Below are 19,561 nucleotides of genomic sequence, written 5' to 3' on the forward strand. Positions count from 1 at the left end.
TAGGCCGGATAAGCGCAGCGTCATCCGGCGATATGAGTGCGCCAAGCCCGGCAGCGCCTGGCTTCGGGCTGTTAAATCAAAGTCCCGTAGATGGTCAGCAGCGCCATAATCACCACCACCACCAGCGAAGTTTTCTTCGCCATGGAAACCGCCGCTTTTGGCGTCTCAACCGCATCGACGTGCGGCTCGCGGGCCAGCGAGAACTGGGCCAGACGAGTTAATACCTGATACTGTGAAGAGTGACGGTCGCCTAACGAGGCAAACCACGCCGGCAGCGCTTTTTCGCCGTGACCCAGCAGCGCGTATACCACGCCAACCAGGCGCACCGGCACCCAATCGACAATATGCAGAATACCGTCAATGCCGGACTGTAAACGATGGCGCGGCGTCTGATAGCGCGCAAGCCAGGTCTGCCAGGCGCGCAGGACGCTATAGGCCGTCAGCGTCAATAACCCCCACGGGCCGCCGACCACCAGCCAGAACAGCGGCGCGAGATAGTAGCGATAGTTGATCCATAGCAGCGCGTTCTGCAGTTCACGCAGATACTCCTGGCGATCGCAGCCCGGCGGCACGCCGTGAATAAGCGTTAGCTCGCTGGCCATCGAATCGCAGGCGTGGCTATCGTTGTTCGCCGCCGCCTTCAGATAGGCATGATAATGCAGGCGCACCTTACCCGCGCCAATACACAGCAGGCCAAGCAAAATCCAGAACACCAGCAGCGGTACGTTAAATAGCTGCCCTTGTAGCAGGCGTTGAATAACATATACCACCGCCACCGCGACGACGGTCATCAGCACGGTGCCGAACAGCGAGAAATGCTTCACGCGGCGGAACAGTACCTCCAGGCGATGATCGAGCTGCCAGTGCTCGCCAAGCTTGAACAGACGCTCGGCGATGAGAACCAGCAGCGTAGTAAACAACGTCATGGTATCTCCTTATGTGACGATGCGGCCAACATACCGCGGTATTTTGCCCAATCAAAGGCCGGGCCGGGATCCGTTTTGCGTACCGGCGCGATATCGCAATGGCCGGTAATATTATCAGCAATACCAGGATAACGCTGGATAAGCGCCCGGGTAATCGCCGCTAGCTGCTGGTACTGCGCCTCGGTGTAAGCCTGAGTATCCGTCCCTTCCAGCTCAATGCCTATCGAAAAATCATTGCAGCGCTCGCGGCCGTGATAGCTTGAGACGCCCGCATGCCATGCGCGCTTATCAAAGGGCACATATTGGACTATTTCGCCATCGCGGCGAATCAGACAATGCGCCGAAACGCGCAGATGAGCAATCCCGGCGAAGTAAGGATGCGCGTCGGCATCCAACGTACCGGTAAATAGCGCGTCAATCCACGGGCCGCCAAACTCCCCCGGCGGCAGGCTGATATTGTGTACCACCAGTAAAGAAGGGTTTTCATCGTCCGGACGGCAATCGTGATGCGGCGAAGGCACCCGACGCGCGCCCACCAGCCATCCGCCATTCAACTGCATGGGGAATCTCCTTTCGCAAACGTGGATCCCGGCGGCCCCACAGGCGACGCGAAATCCATTGGGTATGTGTGGTACAGAAACGTGGTTCAGGTTAGCATGTTTCCCACTTCTGAATCTTATCTATCTGGAGCTTTATCATGACGCCTCGTCGCTACAGCCCCGACCGCCGCCGTGACGCGCTGCTGGAACGTATTAATCTCGATATTACCGACGCCGTCGCGCAATCACTACGCGAAGATCTGGGCGGCGAAGTTGACGCTAACAACGATATTAGCGCGCAATTATTGCCGTCGGACGCGCGCTCTCAGGCCGTCGTCATCACCCGCGAAGATGGGGTATTCTGCGGTAAGCGTTGGGTAGAAGAAGTTTTCATTCAGCTTGCCGGCGACGATGTCAGCATCACCTGGCACGTGGCTGACGGCGATACGGTTAAAGCCGATCAGCCGCTGTTCGAACTGGACGGCCCGTCGCGGGTGCTGCTGACCGGCGAGCGCACCGCGCTAAATTTCGTGCAGACCCTCTCTGGGGTAGCAAGCGAAGTGCGCCGCTACGTCGACCTGCTCAAAGGCACCAAAACGCAGCTACTTGATACGCGTAAAACGTTACCAGGCCTGCGTACCGCGCTGAAGTATGCGGTGCTGTGCGGCGGCGGCGCGAACCACCGTCTGGGCCTCTTTGACGCCTTCCTGATCAAAGAAAACCACATCATCGCCTCCGGTTCGGTACGCCAGGCGGTGGAAAAAGCCTTCTGGCTGCACCCGGACGTACCGGTGGAAGTCGAAGTCGAAACGCTGGATGAGCTGGACGAAGCGTTAAAAGCCGGCGCTGATATCATCATGCTCGACAATTTCACCACCGACCTGATGCGCGAGGCGGTGAAACGTACCAACGGCCAGGCGGCGCTGGAAGTCTCCGGCAACGTCACCTTCGATACCATTCGAGAATTCGCGGAAACCGGCGTTGACTATATTTCCGTCGGCGCACTCACTAAGCACGTGCGGGCGCTCGACCTGTCCATGCGTTTTCGTTAATTCTCTCCCCGATATCCACCGGGTATCGGGGCTATTTTTGCGAGACGCCTCGCACGCTTCGCATGCATCTTTGAAAGCACTACCGAAAAGCTGGATGCCTGCATCCTAAGCGTATTTTTCCTCCTCGCCGCCGCAACGTAATCGCGCCAAAGTCACCCCACAACCAACAAGGAGTGACTTATGGATAAGCAACGTGGTTTTACCCTGATCGAATTAATGGTGGTTATCGGCATTATCGCCATCCTCAGCGCCATCGGCATTCCCGCCTACCAGAACTACCTACGCAAAGCCGCCCTCACCGATATGCTGCAAACCTTTGTGCCCTACCGTACGGCAATAGAACTGTGCGCGTTGGACCACGGCGGACTAACCAGCTGCGATGGCGGCAGCAACGGTATTCCCTCGCCGTCGACTACCCGCTATGTATCGGCGATGAGCGTCGCCCAGGGCGTGGTCACCCTGACCGGGCAGGAGAGTCTGAACGGACTGGCCGTCACCCTGACCCCTTCCTGGGATAATGCCAACGGCATCACCGGCTGGCAGCGCGTCTGCGCCATCGGCGATGACAGCGCGCTAAAGCAGGCCTGCGAAGATGTCTTCCGCTTTAACTGAGGTGACAGCCATGAAAAGCGAACAGCTACTCTCACTCTGTCAGCGCCATCACGCCATTTTGTTGAAAAGCGATGAGCAGACCATCGTTATCGCCGTCGTGGATACGCCGGCGCCAGAACTGATGGAAGCGCTGCGCTTCGCTACCCAAAAGCGTATCGATATTGAATGCTGGAGCCAGGATCGAATGGATAAGCATCAGCACGAGGCGCAACAGTCAGCATCAGAGTCCGCCACGGGTAACACCCGGGGCGTAACCGATCTGCTGAATCAAATTCTGGAGCAGGCGCTGCGCCAGCGAGCCTCTGATATTCATATTGAGCCGGCGGAAAATCAGCTGCGGATACGCCTGCGTGTCGATGGCGTGTTGCATGCCCTACCGTTACTTGAGGCCGCGCTGGCTGCGCCAATGGCCGCACGGCTTAAGGTGCTGGGCAATCTCGATATTGCCGAGCATCGTCTACCGCAGGATGGACAGTTCACTCTGACGCTGGCCGGGCGCACGGTCTCCTTTCGCATTGCAACCCTCCCCTGCCGCGGCGGGGAGAAAATCGTCCTGCGTTTATTACACCAGGTGGAGCAGGCGCTGGATCTGGAAGCTCTGGGGCTCTCCTCTCGTCAGCTGGCTTTTTTCCGCGCCGCATTGAACCAGCCGCAGGGGTTGCTACTGGTTACCGGGCCGACAGGTAGCGGCAAAACCGTCACCCTGTATAGCGCGCTGCAGGCGCGGAATCGCGAAGAGGTTAATATCTGCAGCGTGGAAGATCCGCTGGAGATCCCGCTAATCGGGCTCAACCAAACGCAGATCAATCCGCGATCCGGCCTCACCTTCCAGAGCGTCCTGCGGGCGCTACTGCGTCAGGATCCGGACATCGTCATGGTCGGAGAAATTCGCGATGCCGAGACCGCGGAAATCGCCATTAAGGCCGCACAAACCGGGCATCTGGTGCTCTCTACATTACATACTAACTCCACCAGCGAAACGTTGATTCGCTTGCAACAAATGGGCGTGGCGCGCTGGATGATCTCCTCAGCGCTTTCGCTGGTGGTCGCCCAGCGGCTGGTGCGAAAGCTGTGTCCCCACTGCCGGCGCGATGGCGGCCGCCCTACCGAAGTGCCGCACAGTCTTTGGCCACGCCCATTGCCCGGCTGGTTGGCGGTTGGCTGTCCGCAGTGCTACCACGGTTACTACGGCCGCCTGGCCTTATTCGAACTGCTGCCGGTGGATAGCGTGCTACGCGAGGCCATTAATCGCGATCTCAGCGCGGCGGAAATCGAAACGCTGGCCCGCGAAGCTGGCATGATGACGCTGTTTGAAAGCGGCTGTGAAGCGGTGGAGCGCGGGTTGACCAGCCTGGAAGAAGTCGTGCGCGTTCTGGGGATCCCACATGGCGACTAAGCAGCTTTGGCAGTGGCGCGGGATGGATAAGCAAGGAATGCCGTGCGAAGGGGCACTCTGGCAAGAGACGCGCGCGCAGGCGCTGGCATCACTGGAACAGCAGCGGATACTGCTGCTGGCGCTACGGCGTCAAACGGTACAGGGTTCACTGTGGCGTCCGCGCTATAGCTGCGAGATTATCCGCCAGCTTGCCACGCTGCTGCAGGCTGGCTTACCGCTGGCCGAAGGGCTGGAGCTGCTGGCCCAACAACAGCCGCACAAACAGTGGCAGGCGCTGCTGCGAATGCTGGCGCAGGAACTGGCGCAGGGTGTTTCTCTCTCCAGCGCCCTGACGCAATGGCCGCGGGTCTTTCCGCCGCTCTATCTGGCGATGATCCGCACCGGCGAGCTCACCGGTAAGCTGGAACGCTGCTGCTTTCAGCTCGCGCTACAGCAGCAGGAACAGCAGCGTCTGACAAAAAAGGTAAAGAAGGCGCTGCGCTACCCAATGGTGATTCTGACTTTGGCGCTGGCGGTGGTCATGGCAATGTTGTTTTTCGTGCTGCCGGAATTCACCGCTATCTATCGGACCTTCAATACACCGCTCCCCTTGCTGACGCAAATGGTCATTCACATCGGCGATGCGTTGGCCCGCTACTGGCCGTTGCTGCCGCCGCTTTTTGCTATTCCGCTATTTCTCAACCGACTGGCCCGGCATCGGCCACGCTGGCTGCTGTTAAGGCAAAAGTTACTACACGCGATTCCGATTGCCGGTCGGCTAATCAACGGCCAACAGCTGAGCCAGATATTTACCATTCTTTCACTGACCCAAAGCGCGGGCATCAGCTTTGTACAAGGGCTGGAGAGCGTGGAGGAAACCATGGGGTGCCCGCTGTGGCGGCAGCGGATTGCACAGGCGCGCGCAGATATCATCCACGGCCAACCAATCTGGCAGGCGCTAACGAATTGCGGCGGATTCACCTTACTGTGTCTGCAGCTCATTCGTACCGGCGAGGCATCGGGAGCGCTGGATACGATGCTCGATAACCTGGCGCGCCATCATAGCGAGCAAACTCATCAACAGGCGGATAATCTGGCGACGCTGCTGGAGCCATTACTGCTGGCGGTGACCGGAACGATCGTTGGCGTGCTGGTGGTGGCAATGTATCTCCCCATTTTTCATTTGGGAGACGCGCTCGGGGGGATGGGAAGTTAATGGCTGGCGCTAAAGCGCCAGCCATCGTCATTACAGGCTGTTGAACACGCGGTTCTCTTGTTCCTGGACGCGGATAAAGGTTGTGCGTTTGGTCAGCTCTTTCAGGCGGGAAGCGCCGACATAGGTGCATGCTGAACGCAGGCCACCGAGGATGTCGCGCGCGGTATTATCAACCGGGCCGCGCAGCGGCAGCTTAACGGTTTTGCCTTCCGCCGCGCGGTACTTCGCGACGCCGCCGACGTGGCGAGTCATCGCCGATTCAGAGCTCATACCGTAAAACAGCATGAATTTTTCGCCGTTCTCTTCAACCACGGTACCGCCGCTCTCTTCGTGGCCCGCCAGCATCCCGCCGAGCATCACGAAATCGGCGCCGCCGCCAAAAGCTTTCGCGACATCGCCCGGCATAGTGCAGCCGCCATCGCTGATGATCTGGCCGCCGAGACCGTGCGCGGCATCGGCGCATTCAATCACCGCAGACAGCTGCGGGTAGCCAACGCCGGTTTTCACGCGGGTAGTACAGACGGAGCCAGGGCCGATGCCGACTTTAACGATATCAGCGCCGGAAAGAATCAGTTCTTCACACATCTCACCGGTCACTACGTTGCCGGCAATAATGGTTTTTTGCGGCCAGGCGGCGCGGGCTTTCGCCACGAACTGAACAAAGTGCTCAGAGTAGCCGTTAGCCACGTCGATGCACACAAAGTTCAGTTGCGGATTCTGCGCCAGGATCTGCTGAGTTTTTTCAAAGTCCGCATCAGAGGTGCCGGTGGAAACCATCACATGCTGCAGCACTTCTGCAGATTCGCTCTGCACAAACGCCTGCCATTCTTCAACGCTGTAGTGCTTGTGCACGGCGGTCAGAATGCCAAAAGCGGACAGGGCTTTCGCCATGCTGAAGGTGCCGACGGTATCCATGTTAGCAGCGATAATCGGTACGCCGGACCAGGTCTGGCCTGAATGCTTAAAGGTGAATTCACGTTCCAGCTGAACATCAGAACGGCTTTTGAGGGTAGAGCGCTTCGGGCGGATAAGAACGTCTTTAAAACCTAGCTTCAGATCTTCTTCAATACGCATGTGCGAATTCCTGGGGTTAATTGCATTAATGTGAGAGCACAACTCCAGTGACGCTATCATACGCACGAATCATAGCCGCGCAAGACTGCGATTTTCACTTTTTTTACGCTACAATCGTTTAAATTTACCTGGTGAATAGCGAAAAACACGCTCGTGTGCTTTCCTTACCAGTGCATCATTTTTAACCAATTGATTTTCATATATAAAGAAAGTAACGATTCACATTATGGATACTTTTTCGATTTAGCAAAATCTCGATTAAGCTATCCCCGGCGCCTGACGGGCGTGGTGAATCGCCAGGGTTTTGAACAATAATGTGACATCGGGATTGAAGTGTATGGGGTATACGGTAGCGTTAACAGGCGGCATCGGTAGCGGTAAAAGTACCGTTGCCGACGAATTTGCTCACCTGGGCGTAACCGTTATCGACGCCGATATTATTGCGCGCCAGGTTGTAGAACCCGGTACACCTGCCCTGCTCGCCATCGCCGAAAGATTTGGTCCACAGATGATCAACGACGATGGCTGCCTGAATCGCCGCCGCTTGCGCGAGCGTATTTTTGCTCATAGCGAGGACAAGGCCTGGCTTAACGCGCTGCTGCATCCGCTGATTCAGCAAGAAACGCGCCGTCAGATGCAGGCCTCAACCTCGCCTTATCTCCTCTGGGTCGTACCCTTGCTGGTCGAAAACCGCCTGACCGATAAAGCCGATCGCGTGCTGGTTGTCGATGTGCCGAAAGAGACGCAAATCGAGCGCACCATGCGCCGCGATGGGGTCAGTCGCGAACACGCTGAACATATTCTTGCCGCCCAGGCGACGCGCGAACAGCGTCTTGCCGCAGCGGATGATGTTATTGAAAACATGGGCTCCGCGGATGCCGTCGCATCCCACGTCGCCCGCCTGCACGAAAAGTATTTAATGCTGGCATCGCAGGCCGCCTCACAGGAAAAATCGTAATGCATACCCCTGTTCTCTTCGAACATCCGCTCAATGAGAAAATGCGCACCTGGCTGCGCATTGAATTTTTATTTCAGCAGCTCTCTTCTCGCCCCACCATCGCCAGTTACGCGGACGCCCTCCATTTTTTCCGCAATACCGGCGATCTCCTGGACGTGCTGGAACGCGGTGAAGTGCGTACCGATCTGCTGAAAGAGCTGGAGCGACAACAGCGGAAATTACAAACCTGGGCCGAAGTGCCCGGTGTCGACCAGCAGCGTATTGATGCTCTGCGTCAGCAGCTTAAACAGTCCGGCAGCACCTTGATTTCCGCTCCGCGCATTGGCCAGTTTCTTCGTGAAGATCGACTGATTGGCCTGGTGCGCCAGCGTCTGAGCATCCCCGGCGGCTGTTGCGGCTTTGATTTACCAACGCTACATATCTGGCTGCATATGCCGCAGGAATATCGTGATGAGCAGGTGGCGAGATGGTTAGCGAGCCTGACGCCGCTGATGCAGTCGCTGGAGTTGATTCTTGATTTGATTCGTAACTCTGCGCCTTTCCGTAAGCAAACCAGCCTCAATGGCTTTTATCAGGATAACGGCGACGATGCCGATCTGCTGCGCCTGCGCCTGGATCTCGCAAGCCAGCTGTATCCGCAAATTTCCGGCCATAAAAGCCGCTTCGCTATCCGTTTCCTGCCGCTGGACAGCGAGCATGGCATCGTGCCGGAACGCTTTGATTTTGAACTGGCTTGTTGCTAAGGAGATACTATGTCAGAAGAGACTATCGTTAACTGCCCAACCTGCGGTAAAAACGTCGTCTGGAGCGAACAAAGCCCGTTTCGCCCGTTTTGCTCGAAGCGTTGCCAGCTTATCGATCTTGGCGAGTGGGCGGCGGAAGAGAAACGTATACCCAGTTCCGGCGACTTGTCTGATAGCGATGACTGGAGCGAGCCGCAGCAGTAACCTTCCCTATCGCTAATCCGGGACGATCCGGATTAGCATTTCAGGCCGGCGCCGGGTTGCACGGCGCTCAGGCAAGCGTAATAAGTTTATTGATAATCGGCTCGTTCGCCGGCGGAAATGCCTGCGGATCCAGCGCCTGCTGCGCCATCCACTGCCCCGGTTGCCCTTCTTTGCCCCACGGCTCGCCTTGCCAGTTTTCCACCAGGAAGAACCATAGCGTGATATGACGGTCAGGGAACTGATAATCCAGTTTGTCGAACAACGTGGACGTCATCACCGTAATCCCGACCTCTTCCTGCAGTTCACGTACCAGCGCCTGTTCCGGCGTCTCACCTGATTCTATTTTGCCGCCGGGGAATTCCAGTTTATTAGCCATATGCGCGTCTGCGGCACGCTGGGTAATAAAAATTTCGCCTTGCGGATTGCGAATTATCCCGACGGCGATTTGCAGTTTTTTCATTAAATCAGCTCCATAAAAAAGGCGCAGAAATCTGCGCCCTGGTTTGCTTTTTATCAGCCCTTAGCTCAGACGGCCGTGGCACTGTTTATATTTTTTACCGGAACCGCACGGGCACGGATCGTTACGCCCAACTTTACGGTCGCCGGTCTGTTCCGCCAGCGAAGCGGCAGCCAGAGTATCGTCATCCTGGTGGCTCAGCTGCTGCATCTGCGCGAGACGCTCTGCCTCTTCGCGACGTTGCTGTTCCATCTCTTCGACTTCTTCCGGCATCCGCACCTGTACCTTGCTCAGGGTGCTGATGACTTCATACTTCAGCGATTCGAGCATGGCTGCGAACATTGAGAAGGATTCGCGCTTGTACTCCTGCTTCGGATCTTTCTGCGCATAGCCGCGCAGATGAATACCCTGGCGCAGGTAGTCCATCGCCGCCAGGTGCTCTTTCCACAGGGAATCCAGCGTTTGCAGCATGACGCCTTTCTCGAAGTGACGCATCATTTCGGCGCCAACCACTTCTTCTTTACGCTGGTAGGTTTCTACCGCGCTCTGCAGAATACGTTCGCGCAGGGTCTCTTCGTGCAGCTCCGGCTCTTTATCCAGCCACTCTTTGATTGGCAGATCAAGGTCGAAGTCGTTTTTCAGACGTTCCTGCAGGCCTTCGATATCCCACATCTCTTCCAGCGACTGCGGCGGAATGTGCGCATCGATAGTGGCTTTGAAGACATCTTCGCGGATGCTGTTGATGGTTTCGCTCACGTCGGAGATATCCAGCAGCTCGTTACGCTGGGTGTAAATAGCGCGACGCTGATCGTTGGCGACGTCATCATATTCCAGCAGCTGTTTACGGATATCGAAGTTGCGGCTTTCCACTTTACGCTGAGCGTTAGCAATCGCTTTGGTCACCCACGGGTGCTCGATAGCTTCGCCCGGCTTCATCCCCAGTTTACGCATCATGCCGGATACGCGATCGGAGGCGAAGATACGCATCAGGGCATCTTCCATCGACAGGTAGAAGCGGGAAGAACCGGCATCACCCTGACGGCCAGCACGGCCACGCAGCTGGTTATCGATACGGCGGGATTCATGACGCTCGGTACCAATGATGTGCAGACCGCCTGCGGCCAGTACCGCATCGTGGCGCACCTGCCAGTCAGCTTTGATTTTTTCAATCTGCTCAGGCGTTGGATTTTCCAGCGCGGCGACTTCTGCCTGCCAGCTACCGCCGAGCATAATATCGGTACCACGACCCGCCATGTTGGTAGCGATGGTGACCGCAGCCGGATAACCCGCCTGGGCGACGATATCCGCTTCGCTGGCGTGGAACTTGGCGTTCAGGACGTTGTGCTTGATGCCGGCTTTCGTCAGTTCGCGGGAAACCACTTCAGATTTTTCGATTGAGATAGTACCGACCAGCACCGGCTGACCGGCGGCGGTACGATCTTTAATATCTTCGATAATCGCCTGAATTTTTTCCGCTTCGGTCATATAGACCAGATCGGCCATATCCTTACGGATCATCGGACGGTTAGTCGGGACGACAACGGTATCCAGTTTATAGATGGAGCTGAATTCAAAGGCTTCGGTATCCGCGGTACCGGTCATCCCCGCCAGCTTCTCGTACAGACGGAAGTAGTTCTGGAAGGTGATGGATGCCAGAGTCTGGTTCTCGTTCTGGATCTCCACGCCTTCTTTGGCTTCTACCGCCTGGTGCAGGCCATCGGACCAGCGACGCCCCTGCATCGTACGGCCGGTGTGTTCATCGACGATGATGACTTCGCCATCTTTCACGATGTAGTCAACGTCGCGGGTAAACAGCGCGTGGGCGCGCAGCGCGGCGGTAACATGGTGCATCAGCATGATGTTGGTCGGAGAATACAGCGATTCGCCTTCCTCCATGATGCCTTCCTGCACCAGCAGCTCTTCGATCAATACCAGACCGCGTTCGGTCAGGTTAACCTGGCGAGCTTTCTCATCCACGGAGAAGTGGCCTTCACCGGTAAAGGTGTCGGAGTCTTCCTTTTCCTGACGGATCAGGTGCGGAATAATTTTGTTCACCTTGCGATACATTTCGGAGCTGTCTTCAGCCGGGCCGGAAATGATAAGCGGGGTACGCGCTTCGTCGATCAGGATGGAGTCCACCTCATCCACCAGCGCATAGTGCAGCTTACGCTGTACGCGCTCTTCCGGACTGAACGCCATGTTATCGCGCAGATAATCGAAGCCGTATTCGTTGTTGGTACCGTAGGTGATGTCGGCCGCGTAGGCTTCACGCTTCGCCGGCGCAGGCAGGCCGGACATATTGATGCCCACGCTCATACCGAGGAATTCGAACAGCGGACGGTTGTTTTCGGCGTCACGCTGCGCCAGATAGTCGTTGACGGTAACGACGTGAACGCCTTTACCGGTCAGCGCGTTAAGGTAGGCCGGCAGGGTCGCGGTCAGGGTTTTACCTTCACCAGTACGCATTTCCGCGATGCAGCGGTCGTTCAATACCATACCGCCCAGCAGCTGCACGTCGAAGTGACGCATACCGAAGACGCGTTTACTCGCTTCGCGCACCACGGCAAAAGCTTCCGGGATCAGGCTTTCCAGGCTTTCGCCTTTCTCCAGACGCGCGCGGAATTCTCCGGTTTTGGCTTTCAGCTCGTCATCAGAGAGCTTTTCCATCGCCGGTTCCATACCGTTGATGATATTGACGACTTTGCGCATACGACGCAGCGTACGGTCGTTACGGCTACCGAACACCTTAGTTAACATTTTAATTAGCATAATAAAATCTCAAACGCCCCGCAGTGCGGAGTAAAAAAATAGGATGGTCCGTGTTTATTTTCAGCTGAGACGTTGAGGCCCTGCGCGGATCCCCGCTACCTGGCTTATCCAGGCGCTGACGCGGAAGACAGAATAAGAGGAAGGGATATAAGCTGCCTGGCGGATAACCACCGGCGGTCTGCTGTCCTGGGTCAGCAGCGCGCTGAGCGTATCGAGCAGGGCCAGATGCTGAGCCTGAAGCGGCGACGATTCTTCCGCCACCGGCAAAGCCTGCGGCGCCATCGCGAACGACAGATGGCGAATAACGGTGCGAATCGCATGCTGATGCCAGTAATCGACGGTAAAGTTCGGCCGACGGTTGGCCTCCAGCAGCGCCAGCTGGGAGAAGTTAACTTTATTCGGGTTATGGTTGCTGGCCGTGGCTTTCGCCGGCGTAGTGGTTTCGTGGCTGTTGTTAAGCGCAGGCAGGCCGAGGCTAGCCGCGACCATCCCCAACAGGAGATGCGGCCAAAAATACCGTCTGCCAAACTGTCGCCAACGCGTCAGCAATCCACTCACTTTCTTTACCTTTAGTTGGTATTCCTGCGTCCTTTCAGGCGGTCCATTTTATTGGCGGTCTTCGCAGTACAGCCTGAAATCGACAGGATAAAGCAACCCAGAGAAAAATTTTGCGCCCAAATACTAACATTAATACCGCGCCGAGACAGCAGGAATGAACGCTAATGCTGCGGTAAAACGCTTAATAAAGCAGCGAACGCGCACAGGTTATTGCCAGCGAAACGCAGTGAAAAGCGGTTTGGGGAGGCTAAAAAGAAAAACGACTGGTTCCCTGGACGGAGAGAGTACCAGGTTACCAGTCGAATTTACTGAATGGTCAGGCTTACGCCAGAACCATTGACGGTGCGCGGAATGCCAGCGGCAGTTTTGCGTCGTCTTCGAAGGTCACATACTCCCAGGCTTCCTGTTTTGCCAGAACAGCCTGCAGCAGTTTGTTATTTAACGCGTGACCGGATTTGAACGCCGTGAATGCGCCGATAATGTTGTGACCACACATAAACAGGTCACCGATCGCATCCAGCATTTTGTGGCGTACAAACTCATCTTCAAAGCGCAGACCGTCTTCGTTCAGTACGCGATAATCGTCAACAACGATGGCACAATCGAAGCTGCCGCCCAGGCACAGGCCACGGGACTGCAGATATTCGATATCACGCATGAAACCGAAAGTACGAGCACGGCTAATCTGACGCATGAACGCATCGGCCGAGAAGTTCAGCGCATAGCGTTGGGTGCTGGAGTCAATCGCCGGATGGTTAAAGTCGATGGTAAAGTCCAACGAAAAACCATTGTACGGCTTAAACTCAGCCCATTTGTCGCCATCTTCAACGCGAACCGTCTCTTTGATACGCACAAATTTCTTGGCGCTGTTCAGTTCATCGATGCCGGCATCCAGCAACAGATAAACGAACGGAGCGGCGCTACCGTCCATAATCGGGATTTCCGGCGCATCGACTTCAACAATAATGTTGTCGATGCCCAGGCCAGCCAGTGCGGCATTTAAGTGCTCGACTGTAGAAATCCGCACGTCATGCTCGTTCACCAGGCAAGTACAGAGCATGGTATCACGCACAGATTTGGCATCAGCCGGAAAATCAACCGGTGGATTCAAGTCGGTGCGACGATAGATGACCCCGGTATTTGCCGGCGCAGGGCGTAAAGTCAGCGTGACTTTCTTGCCGGTATGCAAACCGACACCAGTCGCCTGAACAATACGTTTAAGAGTCCTTTGTTTGATCATCGTATAATCTCGCCAAGTTACCTATCCAACCGAAGTGTACTATACATTCGGCAGGGCAGTTTAGCACAAAGAGCGCAGATGCCCAACTTCCAGCCAATTCTTAATCGGCTTGCTTACGCAGGAAAGCTGGAATATCCAGATAATCCGGCTCTTTCGCGGTTTGCGGCGTATTGTCGTTCACCACTTTCGCGACCGGTTTCTGCTCTTGAGTTAATGGAGCCATACCGTGCTGCTGGTAGCGATCCATTACCGGCTGCTGTACCTGTTTGTTGGTCACCAGGGTAATTTCCGGACGCTTGTCCATACCGATACCGGTGGCAACAACGGTTACACGCAGTTCATCGTTCATATCCGGGTCCAGAGAGGTACCGATAACCACGGTGGCGTTATCCGAAGCAAAGGCGCGGATCGTGTTACCGACGGTCTCGAACTCATCCAGACGCAGGTCGAAGCCAGCGGTGATGTTGACCAGTACGCCGCGCGCGCCGGACAGATCGATATCTTCCAGCAGCGGAGAAGAGATAGCCATTTCAGCCGCTTCTTCCGCACGGTCTTCACCGCTCGCCACGCCGGAGCCCATCATTGCGTAGCCCATTTCCGACATCACGGTACGAACGTCCGCGAAGTCGACGTTCATCAGACCCGGACGGGTAATCAGTTCGGCAATACCCTGCACCGCGCCTTTCAGTACGTCGTTCGCCGCGCCGAAAGCGTCAAGCAGAGAGATACCGCGACCCAGTACTTTCAGCAGCTTGTCGTTCGGGATGGTGATCAGTGAGTCAACGTGCTTGGACAGCTCGGTGATCCCCTGCTCAGCAAACGCCATGCGCTTCTTGCCTTCGAAATTAAATGGCTTAGTGACGACCGCAACGGTCAGGATACCCAGATCCTTCGCCACTTCCGCGACCACTGGCGCCGCACCGGTACCGGTACCGCCGCCCATACCCGCCGCGATAAAGACCATGTCCGCGCCATCAAGCGCAGCGCGCAGCGCTTCACGGTCTTCGTCAGCCGCATTACGGCCAACTTCCGGGTTCGCGCCTGCACCCAGACCTTTGGTAATACCGCTACCGATCTGGATAGTCTGGCCAACAGCCGTTTTACGCAGCGCCTGCGCATCGGTGTTCACCGCGAAGAATTCAACACCCTCAATGCGCTCGCGCACCATGTGTTCAACGGCATTACCGCCGCCGCCACCGACGCCGATGACTTTAATCACCGCGTCGTTGGTCAGTTCCATAGGTTCAAACATAGTTTCTCTCCGTCTTGTGCCTGTCGCCTGAGAACGCTAATTGTCTGCGTTCTCTTAAAAAATTAAAACTCTTTTCGCAGCCAGCTGTTGAGTCGCTTAATCCACGAGCCCACTGACGCCGTCACGCGTTTTTCGACTTCTGCTTCACCACTGAGATGTGACTCTTTTCCGTAGTGCAGCAGCCCAACCGCCGTCGAATAATACGGCTCCTGAGCGTAATCCGTTAAACCGGTAATGTTCAGCGGCGCGCCAATGCGTACCTGCGTATGGAACACGCGCTGCGCGCAGGCCGCCAGGCCTTCGATTTGCGCGGCGCCGCCGGTTAAAACAATCCCCGCCGCCAGATGGTGTTTGACCCCTTGCTGACGGAGCTGTTCCTGCAGCTGCAGGATTTCTTCATTAACCAGATTGAGCAGTTCGGTATAACGCGGTTCAATCACCTCCGCCAGCGTCTGACGCTGCAGGCTACGCGGCGGACGTCCGCCCACGCTCGGTACTTCCACGTTTTCGTCTTTACCGACGATTGAACCTAATGCGCAACCGTGACGAACCTTGATGGCTTCGGCGTCGCTCGGCGGCGTACCGAAGGCATAGGCGATGTCGCTGGTCACCACGTTGCCCGCGTAAGGGATCACTTTGGTGTGACGCAGCGCGCCGCCGGTATACACGGCGATATCCATTGTACCACCGCCGATGTCCACTACGCAGACACCCAGCTCACGTTCGTCTTCCGTTAATACGGAATAACTGGCCGCTAAACCGGCGAAAATAAGTTGGTCAACTTTCAGACCACAACGTTCAACCGCTTTAACAATGTTTTTCGCCATATCGTTATGGCAGGTAATCAGATGTACCTTCGCCTGCATACGCACGCCGGATAACCCTACCGGGTTTTTAATACCTTCCTGGTAGTCGATGGCGTATTCCTGCGGGATGACGTGCAGTACGCGATGCTCGTCGCGCACGCGTACCGATTTCGCAGTATGAACGACGTTTTCCACGTCATCCTGCGTCACCTCTTCTTCGGAGATAGGCACCATGCCAATCTCATTTTGACAGCTAATATGCTTACCTGAAAGCGCCAGATACACTGATGAGATCTGGCAATCGGCCATCAGTTCAGCCTGGTCGATAGCGCGCTGTACGCATTTCACTACCGACTCGAGGTCATTCACCCCGCCTTTATCCATGCCGCGCGATGGGCAACTGCCCACGCCAATGATATTAATCATACCGTCGGGCAGAACTTCCCCTACTAAAGCGGCAACCTTCGCGGTGCCAATCTCCAGTCCAACTACCAGTTTTCTGTCCGTCGCCTTGATCATCGTTGTTCTGCCTGTGCCTGATTCTGTTGTTGATTATTTTCCTCTACGGGAGCAGGTACCCAACCTACCGCCGCACCCGAGTCATAGCGCAAATCAACGTAGCTTATCCGTTTGCCGTCGGTCTGTGCCTGCTGCTGAAGAACCGGGTAGAGTTCCATAAAGCGCTGAAGCCGTTTCATGGTGTCGCCGCGGCCAAGGTTGAGCTTAATATCGTTATTAAGCGTCAACTGCCAGGAGCGACGCGCGGTCATTGCCGCCACTTTCAACGTGAACTTATTCTTTGCCAGCACCTGCCCCATGTCGCGGTATCCCTGCAGCACTTCATTTTCGCTGCCTTCAGGGCCGTATAACATCGGTAAGTTCTGTTTGCTGGTACGATCCGCCGGCACGCTGAAAGAATTTCCTTCGACGTCTACCATATGTTGATCATTCCAGCGCGCAATCGGCACATATTCAACCAGATGAATCTTCAATTCATCGGGCCATTGTTTTCTTACGCTCGCCTGTTTAATCCACGGCAGGCGCTCAATTTGACTCTGGATGATATTGACGTCCTGAGTCATAAAAGTGCCCGGCGAGCCCAACGCCAGAATAGCCTGACGGATATCATCGTTACGCGTGTAGTGACGTTCGCCGGTGACGACCATTTTCGACAACGGCAGACGCTGCGCATCTTCCATCCATCCAAGAACCATCCATCCGCTGACCAACACGGTACACAACACCGCCAGCAGGAAAACGATACCTGCCAGCCGGGTTCCATTATTCCGACGCGAAGAAGCAATCGACTCTTCTTCCTGGTTCCGCGTATTCAGCGCCGCCTGCGACATATCACCCCGCCAGGTCCAGAATTCGTACAACAAGCTGCGAGAAGCTCATCCCCGCCTGGCGGGCCGCCATCGGCACCAGACTATGGCTGGTCATCCCCGGTGAGGTGTTCGCTTCCAGCAGATAAAACTGGCCATCGCTGTCCAGCATCACGTCAATACGTCCCCATCCTTTGCAACCCAGAACATTCCAGGCTTTAAGCACCAGGCTCTGGATTTCTGTCTCGCGGGCAGGTTCCTCAAAACCAGGGCAGAAATATTGCGTCTCATCAGAGAGATACTTCGCCTCATAATCATAGAAGGTTCCAGCCGCCTGGATACGAATTGACGGTAAAATTTCTTCACCGACGATAGCGACGGTAAATTCCGGGCCACTAAGCCATTTCTCAATCAGAACTTCATCATCATGCTGAAAAGCCAGCGCCAATGCATCCTGCATTGCACAACTTTCGCTAACTTTCGACATGCCGACGCTGGACCCTTCGCGGCTCGGCTTGATGATAACCGGCAGCCCCAGCGCCGCAATCTGCTCACTAACGCCAGCAGAAAGTCCTGCGTTGAACTGGGCGCGGGTCAATGCAACCCATGGCGCGACCGGTAATCCCGCCCCCTGCCACAGTAATTTGCTGCGCAGTTTATCCATCGAAATGGCGGAAGCCATTACGCCGCTGCCGGTGTACGGCAGTTGAATGAGCTCAAGAAGGCCTTGCAGCGTGCCATCTTCGCCGCCGCGCCCGTGCAGGGCAATAAACGCTTTCTGAAAGCCCATGTTTTTCAACTGGGTGATATCAACGTCACGCGGATCGACCGGGTGGGCATCCACCCCGCCTTCACGCAGCCCGGCCAACACCGCCGCGCCTGAATTCAGCGAGACTTCACGTTCAGCGGAGGTTCCGCCGAAGAGAACCGCGATTTTATCAGCCATGGCGGTCCTCCTCCGTTTTTTGCGGTACCAGTTTGATTTCAGCCAGGTGACGTGCGATTTTTCCTATGTTGCCGGCGCCCTGCACCAGCACCAGATCGTCGCCGGTCAATACCGACGCCAGCATCTCCGCGGCCTGCGCCGGATCGGAAACCAGAATCGGGTCAACTTTGCCACGACCGCGGATCGTACGGCACAGCGAGCGGCTATCGGCGCCAGGGATCGGCGCTTCGCCCGCCGGATACACATCCAGCATCAGCAGCGCATCGACCTGGGTCAGCACGTTGGCGAAATCATCGTACAGATCGCGAGTACGGGTATAACGGTGCGGCTGGAATACCATCACCAGATTTTTATCCGGCCAGCCGGCACGCGCCGCTTTGATAGTGGCGTCGACTTCCGTCGGGTGATGACCGTAATCGTCGATCAGCATCGCGCTACCGCTCTTGCCGTTGACTTCCGCCAGCGGATATTCGCCAAGGAAGTCGAAGCGGCGGCCGGTGCCCTGGAAACTTTCCAGCGCGCGCAGAATCGCCTCGTCTTCAATGCCCTCTTCCGTCGCGACGGCAACGGCCGCGGCAGCGTTAAGCGCATTGTGGCGACCCGGCGCGTTCAGCGTCACCTGCATGACCTCTTTGTCCTGGCGTACCAGGCGGAAATGGCCCTGCGCGCCGACCTGACGATACTCTTCAATGCGTACGTCGGCGTCATCGCTAAAACCATAGGTGGTGATTTGGCGGCCGACGCGCGGCAGCAGTTCACGAATCACCGGGTCATCCACGCACATCACCGCGCGCCCGTAGAACGGCAGGTTGTGCAGGAAATTAATAAAGGTCTGCTTCAGATTCTCGAAGTCGCCATGATAGGTATCCATATGGTCAGCTTCAATGTTGGTCACAATGGCGACCATCGGCTGCAGATGCAGGAACGACGCATCGCTCTCGTCCGCTTCCGCAATCAGATAGCGGCTATGGCCAAGACGGGCATGCACGCCCGCCGCCTTCACCAGCCCGCCGTTGACGAAGGTCGGATCGAGGCCGGCCTCGGCGTAAATGCTGGATACCATCGCGGTGGTGGTGGTTTTGCCGTGCGTACCGGCAATCGCAATCCCGTGACGGAAACGCATGAGTTCCGCCAGCATTTCCGCGCGGCGGATCACCGGAATGCGCGCTTCGTGCGCGGCGACGATTTCCGGGTTATCCGCGGAGATCGCGCTGGACACCACGACAACGCTGGCATCGCGCACGTTTTCCGGGCGATGGTTGAAATAAATGGTGGCGCCAAGCTGCGACAGCTGCTGAGTCACCGGATTCGGCGCAAGATCGGAGCCGCTAATCTGGTAGCCTTCATTCGCCAACACTTCGGCAATACCGCCCATACCGGCACCGCCGATGCCGACAAAGTGAATGTGCCGGACGCGACGCATCTCGGGCACTATGGAACGCAGTTTTGCCAAATCTTGTGTATTCATTCTTTACGCCATCAACTTCTTTATTCGGGCGGTGATAATCA

19 protein-coding genes are annotated in these 19,561 nt (G+C 56.3%); 7 read left to right on the forward strand and 12 right to left on the reverse strand.

The window, feature by feature from the left end; translation table 11 throughout:
* Positions 1-71: 71 nt before the first annotated feature.
* Complete coding sequence (gene ampE, locus PGR09_RS20625) at positions 72-926, reverse strand: beta-lactamase regulator AmpE (protein WP_015368228.1); 855 nt, start codon at positions 924-926, stop codon at positions 72-74.
* Positions 923-1,486: a 1,6-anhydro-N-acetylmuramyl-L-alanine amidase AmpD gene (gene ampD / locus PGR09_RS20630; protein ID WP_047042669.1), complete on the reverse strand. Its 564-nt coding sequence runs from the start codon at positions 1,484-1,486 to the stop codon at positions 923-925. Before ampD ends, ampE begins: the two co-directional genes overlap by 4 nt.
* Positions 1,487-1,623: 137 nt before the next feature.
* Between ampD and nadC the strand changes: the two genes are divergently transcribed.
* The 4 genes from nadC to hofC all read left to right on the forward strand — a co-directional run bounded on the left by nadC (position 1,624) and on the right by hofC (position 5,720).
* A complete protein-coding gene (gene nadC / locus PGR09_RS20635; RefSeq protein ID WP_430916475.1) occupies positions 1,624-2,517 on the forward strand; it encodes a carboxylating nicotinate-nucleotide diphosphorylase in 894 nt (297 codons plus the stop codon).
* A 180-nt stretch (positions 2,518-2,697) separates the two neighbouring features.
* On the forward strand, positions 2,698-3,129 hold the full coding sequence (ppdD, locus tag PGR09_RS20640; RefSeq protein WP_020079603.1) for a prepilin peptidase-dependent pilin: 432 nt from the start codon (positions 2,698-2,700) through the stop codon (positions 3,127-3,129).
* Positions 3,130-3,139: 10 nt separating this feature from the next.
* Positions 3,140-4,525 (forward strand): type II secretion system protein GspE, encoded by a 1,386-nt coding sequence (gspE, locus tag PGR09_RS20645; RefSeq protein ID WP_430916476.1) that lies wholly within the window; start codon positions 3,140-3,142, stop codon positions 4,523-4,525.
* Complete coding sequence (gene hofC / locus PGR09_RS20650) at positions 4,515-5,720, forward strand: protein transport protein HofC (RefSeq protein ID WP_430916477.1); 1,206 nt, start codon at positions 4,515-4,517, stop codon at positions 5,718-5,720. The genes gspE and hofC overlap by 11 nt, the downstream gene beginning before the upstream one ends.
* Positions 5,721-5,750: 30 nt before the next feature.
* Here hofC and PGR09_RS20655 read toward each other — a convergent pair whose 3' ends face one another.
* Positions 5,751-6,794 (reverse strand): GMP reductase, encoded by a 1,044-nt coding sequence (locus tag PGR09_RS20655; RefSeq protein WP_047042678.1) that lies wholly within the window; start codon positions 6,792-6,794, stop codon positions 5,751-5,753.
* Positions 6,795-7,131: 337 nt separating this feature from the next.
* Between PGR09_RS20655 and coaE the strand changes: the two genes are divergently transcribed.
* The 3 genes from coaE to yacG are packed head-to-tail and all read left to right on the forward strand — an operon-like array spanning position 7,132 to position 8,699.
* Positions 7,132-7,752 carry a dephospho-CoA kinase gene (gene coaE / locus PGR09_RS20660; RefSeq protein WP_045390022.1) on the forward strand — a complete coding sequence of 207 codons (621 nt, stop codon included), beginning with the start codon at positions 7,132-7,134 and terminating at the stop codon, positions 7,750-7,752.
* Positions 7,752-8,495 (forward strand): cell division protein ZapD, encoded by a 744-nt coding sequence (gene zapD / locus PGR09_RS20665; protein ID WP_032709885.1) that lies wholly within the window; start codon positions 7,752-7,754, stop codon positions 8,493-8,495. The genes coaE and zapD overlap by 1 nt, the downstream gene beginning before the upstream one ends.
* A 9-nt stretch (positions 8,496-8,504) precedes the next feature.
* Entirely contained in the window at positions 8,505-8,699 is a 195-nt protein-coding gene (yacG, locus tag PGR09_RS20670; protein ID WP_015368237.1) for a DNA gyrase inhibitor YacG, read from the forward strand.
* A 67-nt stretch (positions 8,700-8,766) separates the two neighbouring features.
* Here the strand turns inward: yacG and mutT are convergent, their stop codons facing one another.
* From mutT to murC, 9 genes are all read right to left on the reverse strand, one after another.
* Positions 8,767-9,159: an 8-oxo-dGTP diphosphatase MutT gene (mutT, locus tag PGR09_RS20675; protein ID WP_430916478.1), complete on the reverse strand. Its 393-nt coding sequence runs from the start codon at positions 9,157-9,159 to the stop codon at positions 8,767-8,769.
* A gap of 60 nt (positions 9,160-9,219) precedes the next feature.
* The gene (secA, locus tag PGR09_RS20680) at positions 9,220-11,925 is read right to left on the reverse strand and encodes a preprotein translocase subunit SecA (RefSeq protein WP_032709883.1); all 2,706 of its coding nucleotides are present in this window, start codon (positions 11,923-11,925) and stop codon (positions 9,220-9,222) included.
* 60 nt (positions 11,926-11,985) lie between these two features.
* A complete protein-coding gene (gene secM / locus PGR09_RS20685) occupies positions 11,986-12,483 on the reverse strand; it encodes a secA translation cis-regulator SecM (RefSeq protein ID WP_020079609.1) in 498 nt (165 codons plus the stop codon).
* Between the two features lie 322 nt (positions 12,484-12,805).
* Entirely contained in the window at positions 12,806-13,723 is a 918-nt protein-coding gene (lpxC, locus tag PGR09_RS20690) for a UDP-3-O-acyl-N-acetylglucosamine deacetylase (RefSeq protein WP_015368241.1), read from the reverse strand.
* A 100-nt stretch (positions 13,724-13,823) separates the two neighbouring features.
* Positions 13,824-14,975 (reverse strand): cell division protein FtsZ, encoded by a 1,152-nt coding sequence (gene ftsZ / locus PGR09_RS20695; RefSeq protein ID WP_004857884.1) that lies wholly within the window; start codon positions 14,973-14,975, stop codon positions 13,824-13,826.
* Positions 14,976-15,037: 62 nt separating this feature from the next.
* A complete protein-coding gene (gene ftsA, locus PGR09_RS20700) occupies positions 15,038-16,300 on the reverse strand; it encodes a cell division protein FtsA (protein WP_002888625.1) in 1,263 nt (420 codons plus the stop codon).
* Positions 16,297-17,130 (reverse strand): cell division protein FtsQ, encoded by an 834-nt coding sequence (gene ftsQ / locus PGR09_RS20705; RefSeq protein WP_015368242.1) that lies wholly within the window; start codon positions 17,128-17,130, stop codon positions 16,297-16,299. Before ftsQ ends, ftsA begins: the two co-directional genes overlap by 4 nt.
* A 1-nt stretch (position 17,131) precedes the next feature.
* Positions 17,132-18,052, reverse strand: a complete 921-nt coding sequence (locus PGR09_RS20710; protein WP_045390016.1) for a D-alanine--D-alanine ligase — start codon at positions 18,050-18,052, stop codon at positions 17,132-17,134.
* Positions 18,045-19,520 carry a UDP-N-acetylmuramate--L-alanine ligase gene (murC, locus tag PGR09_RS20715; RefSeq protein WP_020079611.1) on the reverse strand — a complete coding sequence of 492 codons (1,476 nt, stop codon included), beginning with the start codon at positions 19,518-19,520 and terminating at the stop codon, positions 18,045-18,047. The genes PGR09_RS20710 and murC overlap by 8 nt, the downstream gene beginning before the upstream one ends.
* Positions 19,521-19,561: the final 41 nt, after the last annotated feature.

This window comes from Klebsiella sp. 141251 (assembly GCF_050600725.1).
In the GTDB taxonomy this organism is placed as follows: Bacteria; Pseudomonadota; Gammaproteobacteria; order Enterobacterales; family Enterobacteriaceae; genus Klebsiella; species Klebsiella aerogenes.

Coding starts and splice junctions, on each gene's coding strand:
- lpxC (WP_015368241.1), bottom strand. CDS start 13,723: ATGATCAAACAAAGGACTCTTAAACGTATTGTTCAGGCGACTGGTGTC.
- yacG (WP_015368237.1), top strand. CDS start 8,505: ATGTCAGAAGAGACTATCGTTAACTGCCCAACCTGCGGTAAAAACGTC.
- hofC (WP_430916477.1), top strand. CDS start 4,515: ATGGCGACTAAGCAGCTTTGGCAGTGGCGCGGGATGGATAAGCAAGGA.
- PGR09_RS20655 (WP_047042678.1), bottom strand. CDS start 6,794: ATGCGTATTGAAGAAGATCTGAAGCTAGGTTTTAAAGACGTTCTTATC.
- PGR09_RS20710 (WP_045390016.1), bottom strand. CDS start 18,052: ATGGCTGATAAAATCGCGGTTCTCTTCGGCGGAACCTCCGCTGAACGT.
- secA (WP_032709883.1), bottom strand. CDS start 11,925: ATGCTAATTAAAATGTTAACTAAGGTGTTCGGTAGCCGTAACGACCGT.
- ftsA (WP_002888625.1), bottom strand. CDS start 16,300: ATGATCAAGGCGACGGACAGAAAACTGGTAGTTGGACTGGAGATTGGC.
- zapD (WP_032709885.1), top strand. CDS start 7,752: ATGCATACCCCTGTTCTCTTCGAACATCCGCTCAATGAGAAAATGCGC.
- nadC (WP_430916475.1), top strand. CDS start 1,624: ATGACGCCTCGTCGCTACAGCCCCGACCGCCGCCGTGACGCGCTGCTG.
- murC (WP_020079611.1), bottom strand. CDS start 19,520: ATGAATACACAAGATTTGGCAAAACTGCGTTCCATAGTGCCCGAGATG.
- ftsZ (WP_004857884.1), bottom strand. CDS start 14,975: ATGTTTGAACCTATGGAACTGACCAACGACGCGGTGATTAAAGTCATC.
- mutT (WP_430916478.1), bottom strand. CDS start 9,159: ATGAAAAAACTGCAAATCGCCGTCGGGATAATTCGCAATCCGCAAGGC.
- ampD (WP_047042669.1), bottom strand. CDS start 1,486: ATGCAGTTGAATGGCGGATGGCTGGTGGGCGCGCGTCGGGTGCCTTCG.
- ftsQ (WP_015368242.1), bottom strand. CDS start 17,130: ATGTCGCAGGCGGCGCTGAATACGCGGAACCAGGAAGAAGAGTCGATT.
- ppdD (WP_020079603.1), top strand. CDS start 2,698: ATGGATAAGCAACGTGGTTTTACCCTGATCGAATTAATGGTGGTTATC.
- gspE (WP_430916476.1), top strand. CDS start 3,140: ATGAAAAGCGAACAGCTACTCTCACTCTGTCAGCGCCATCACGCCATT.
- coaE (WP_045390022.1), top strand. CDS start 7,132: ATGGGGTATACGGTAGCGTTAACAGGCGGCATCGGTAGCGGTAAAAGT.
- ampE (WP_015368228.1), bottom strand. CDS start 926: ATGACGTTGTTTACTACGCTGCTGGTTCTCATCGCCGAGCGTCTGTTC.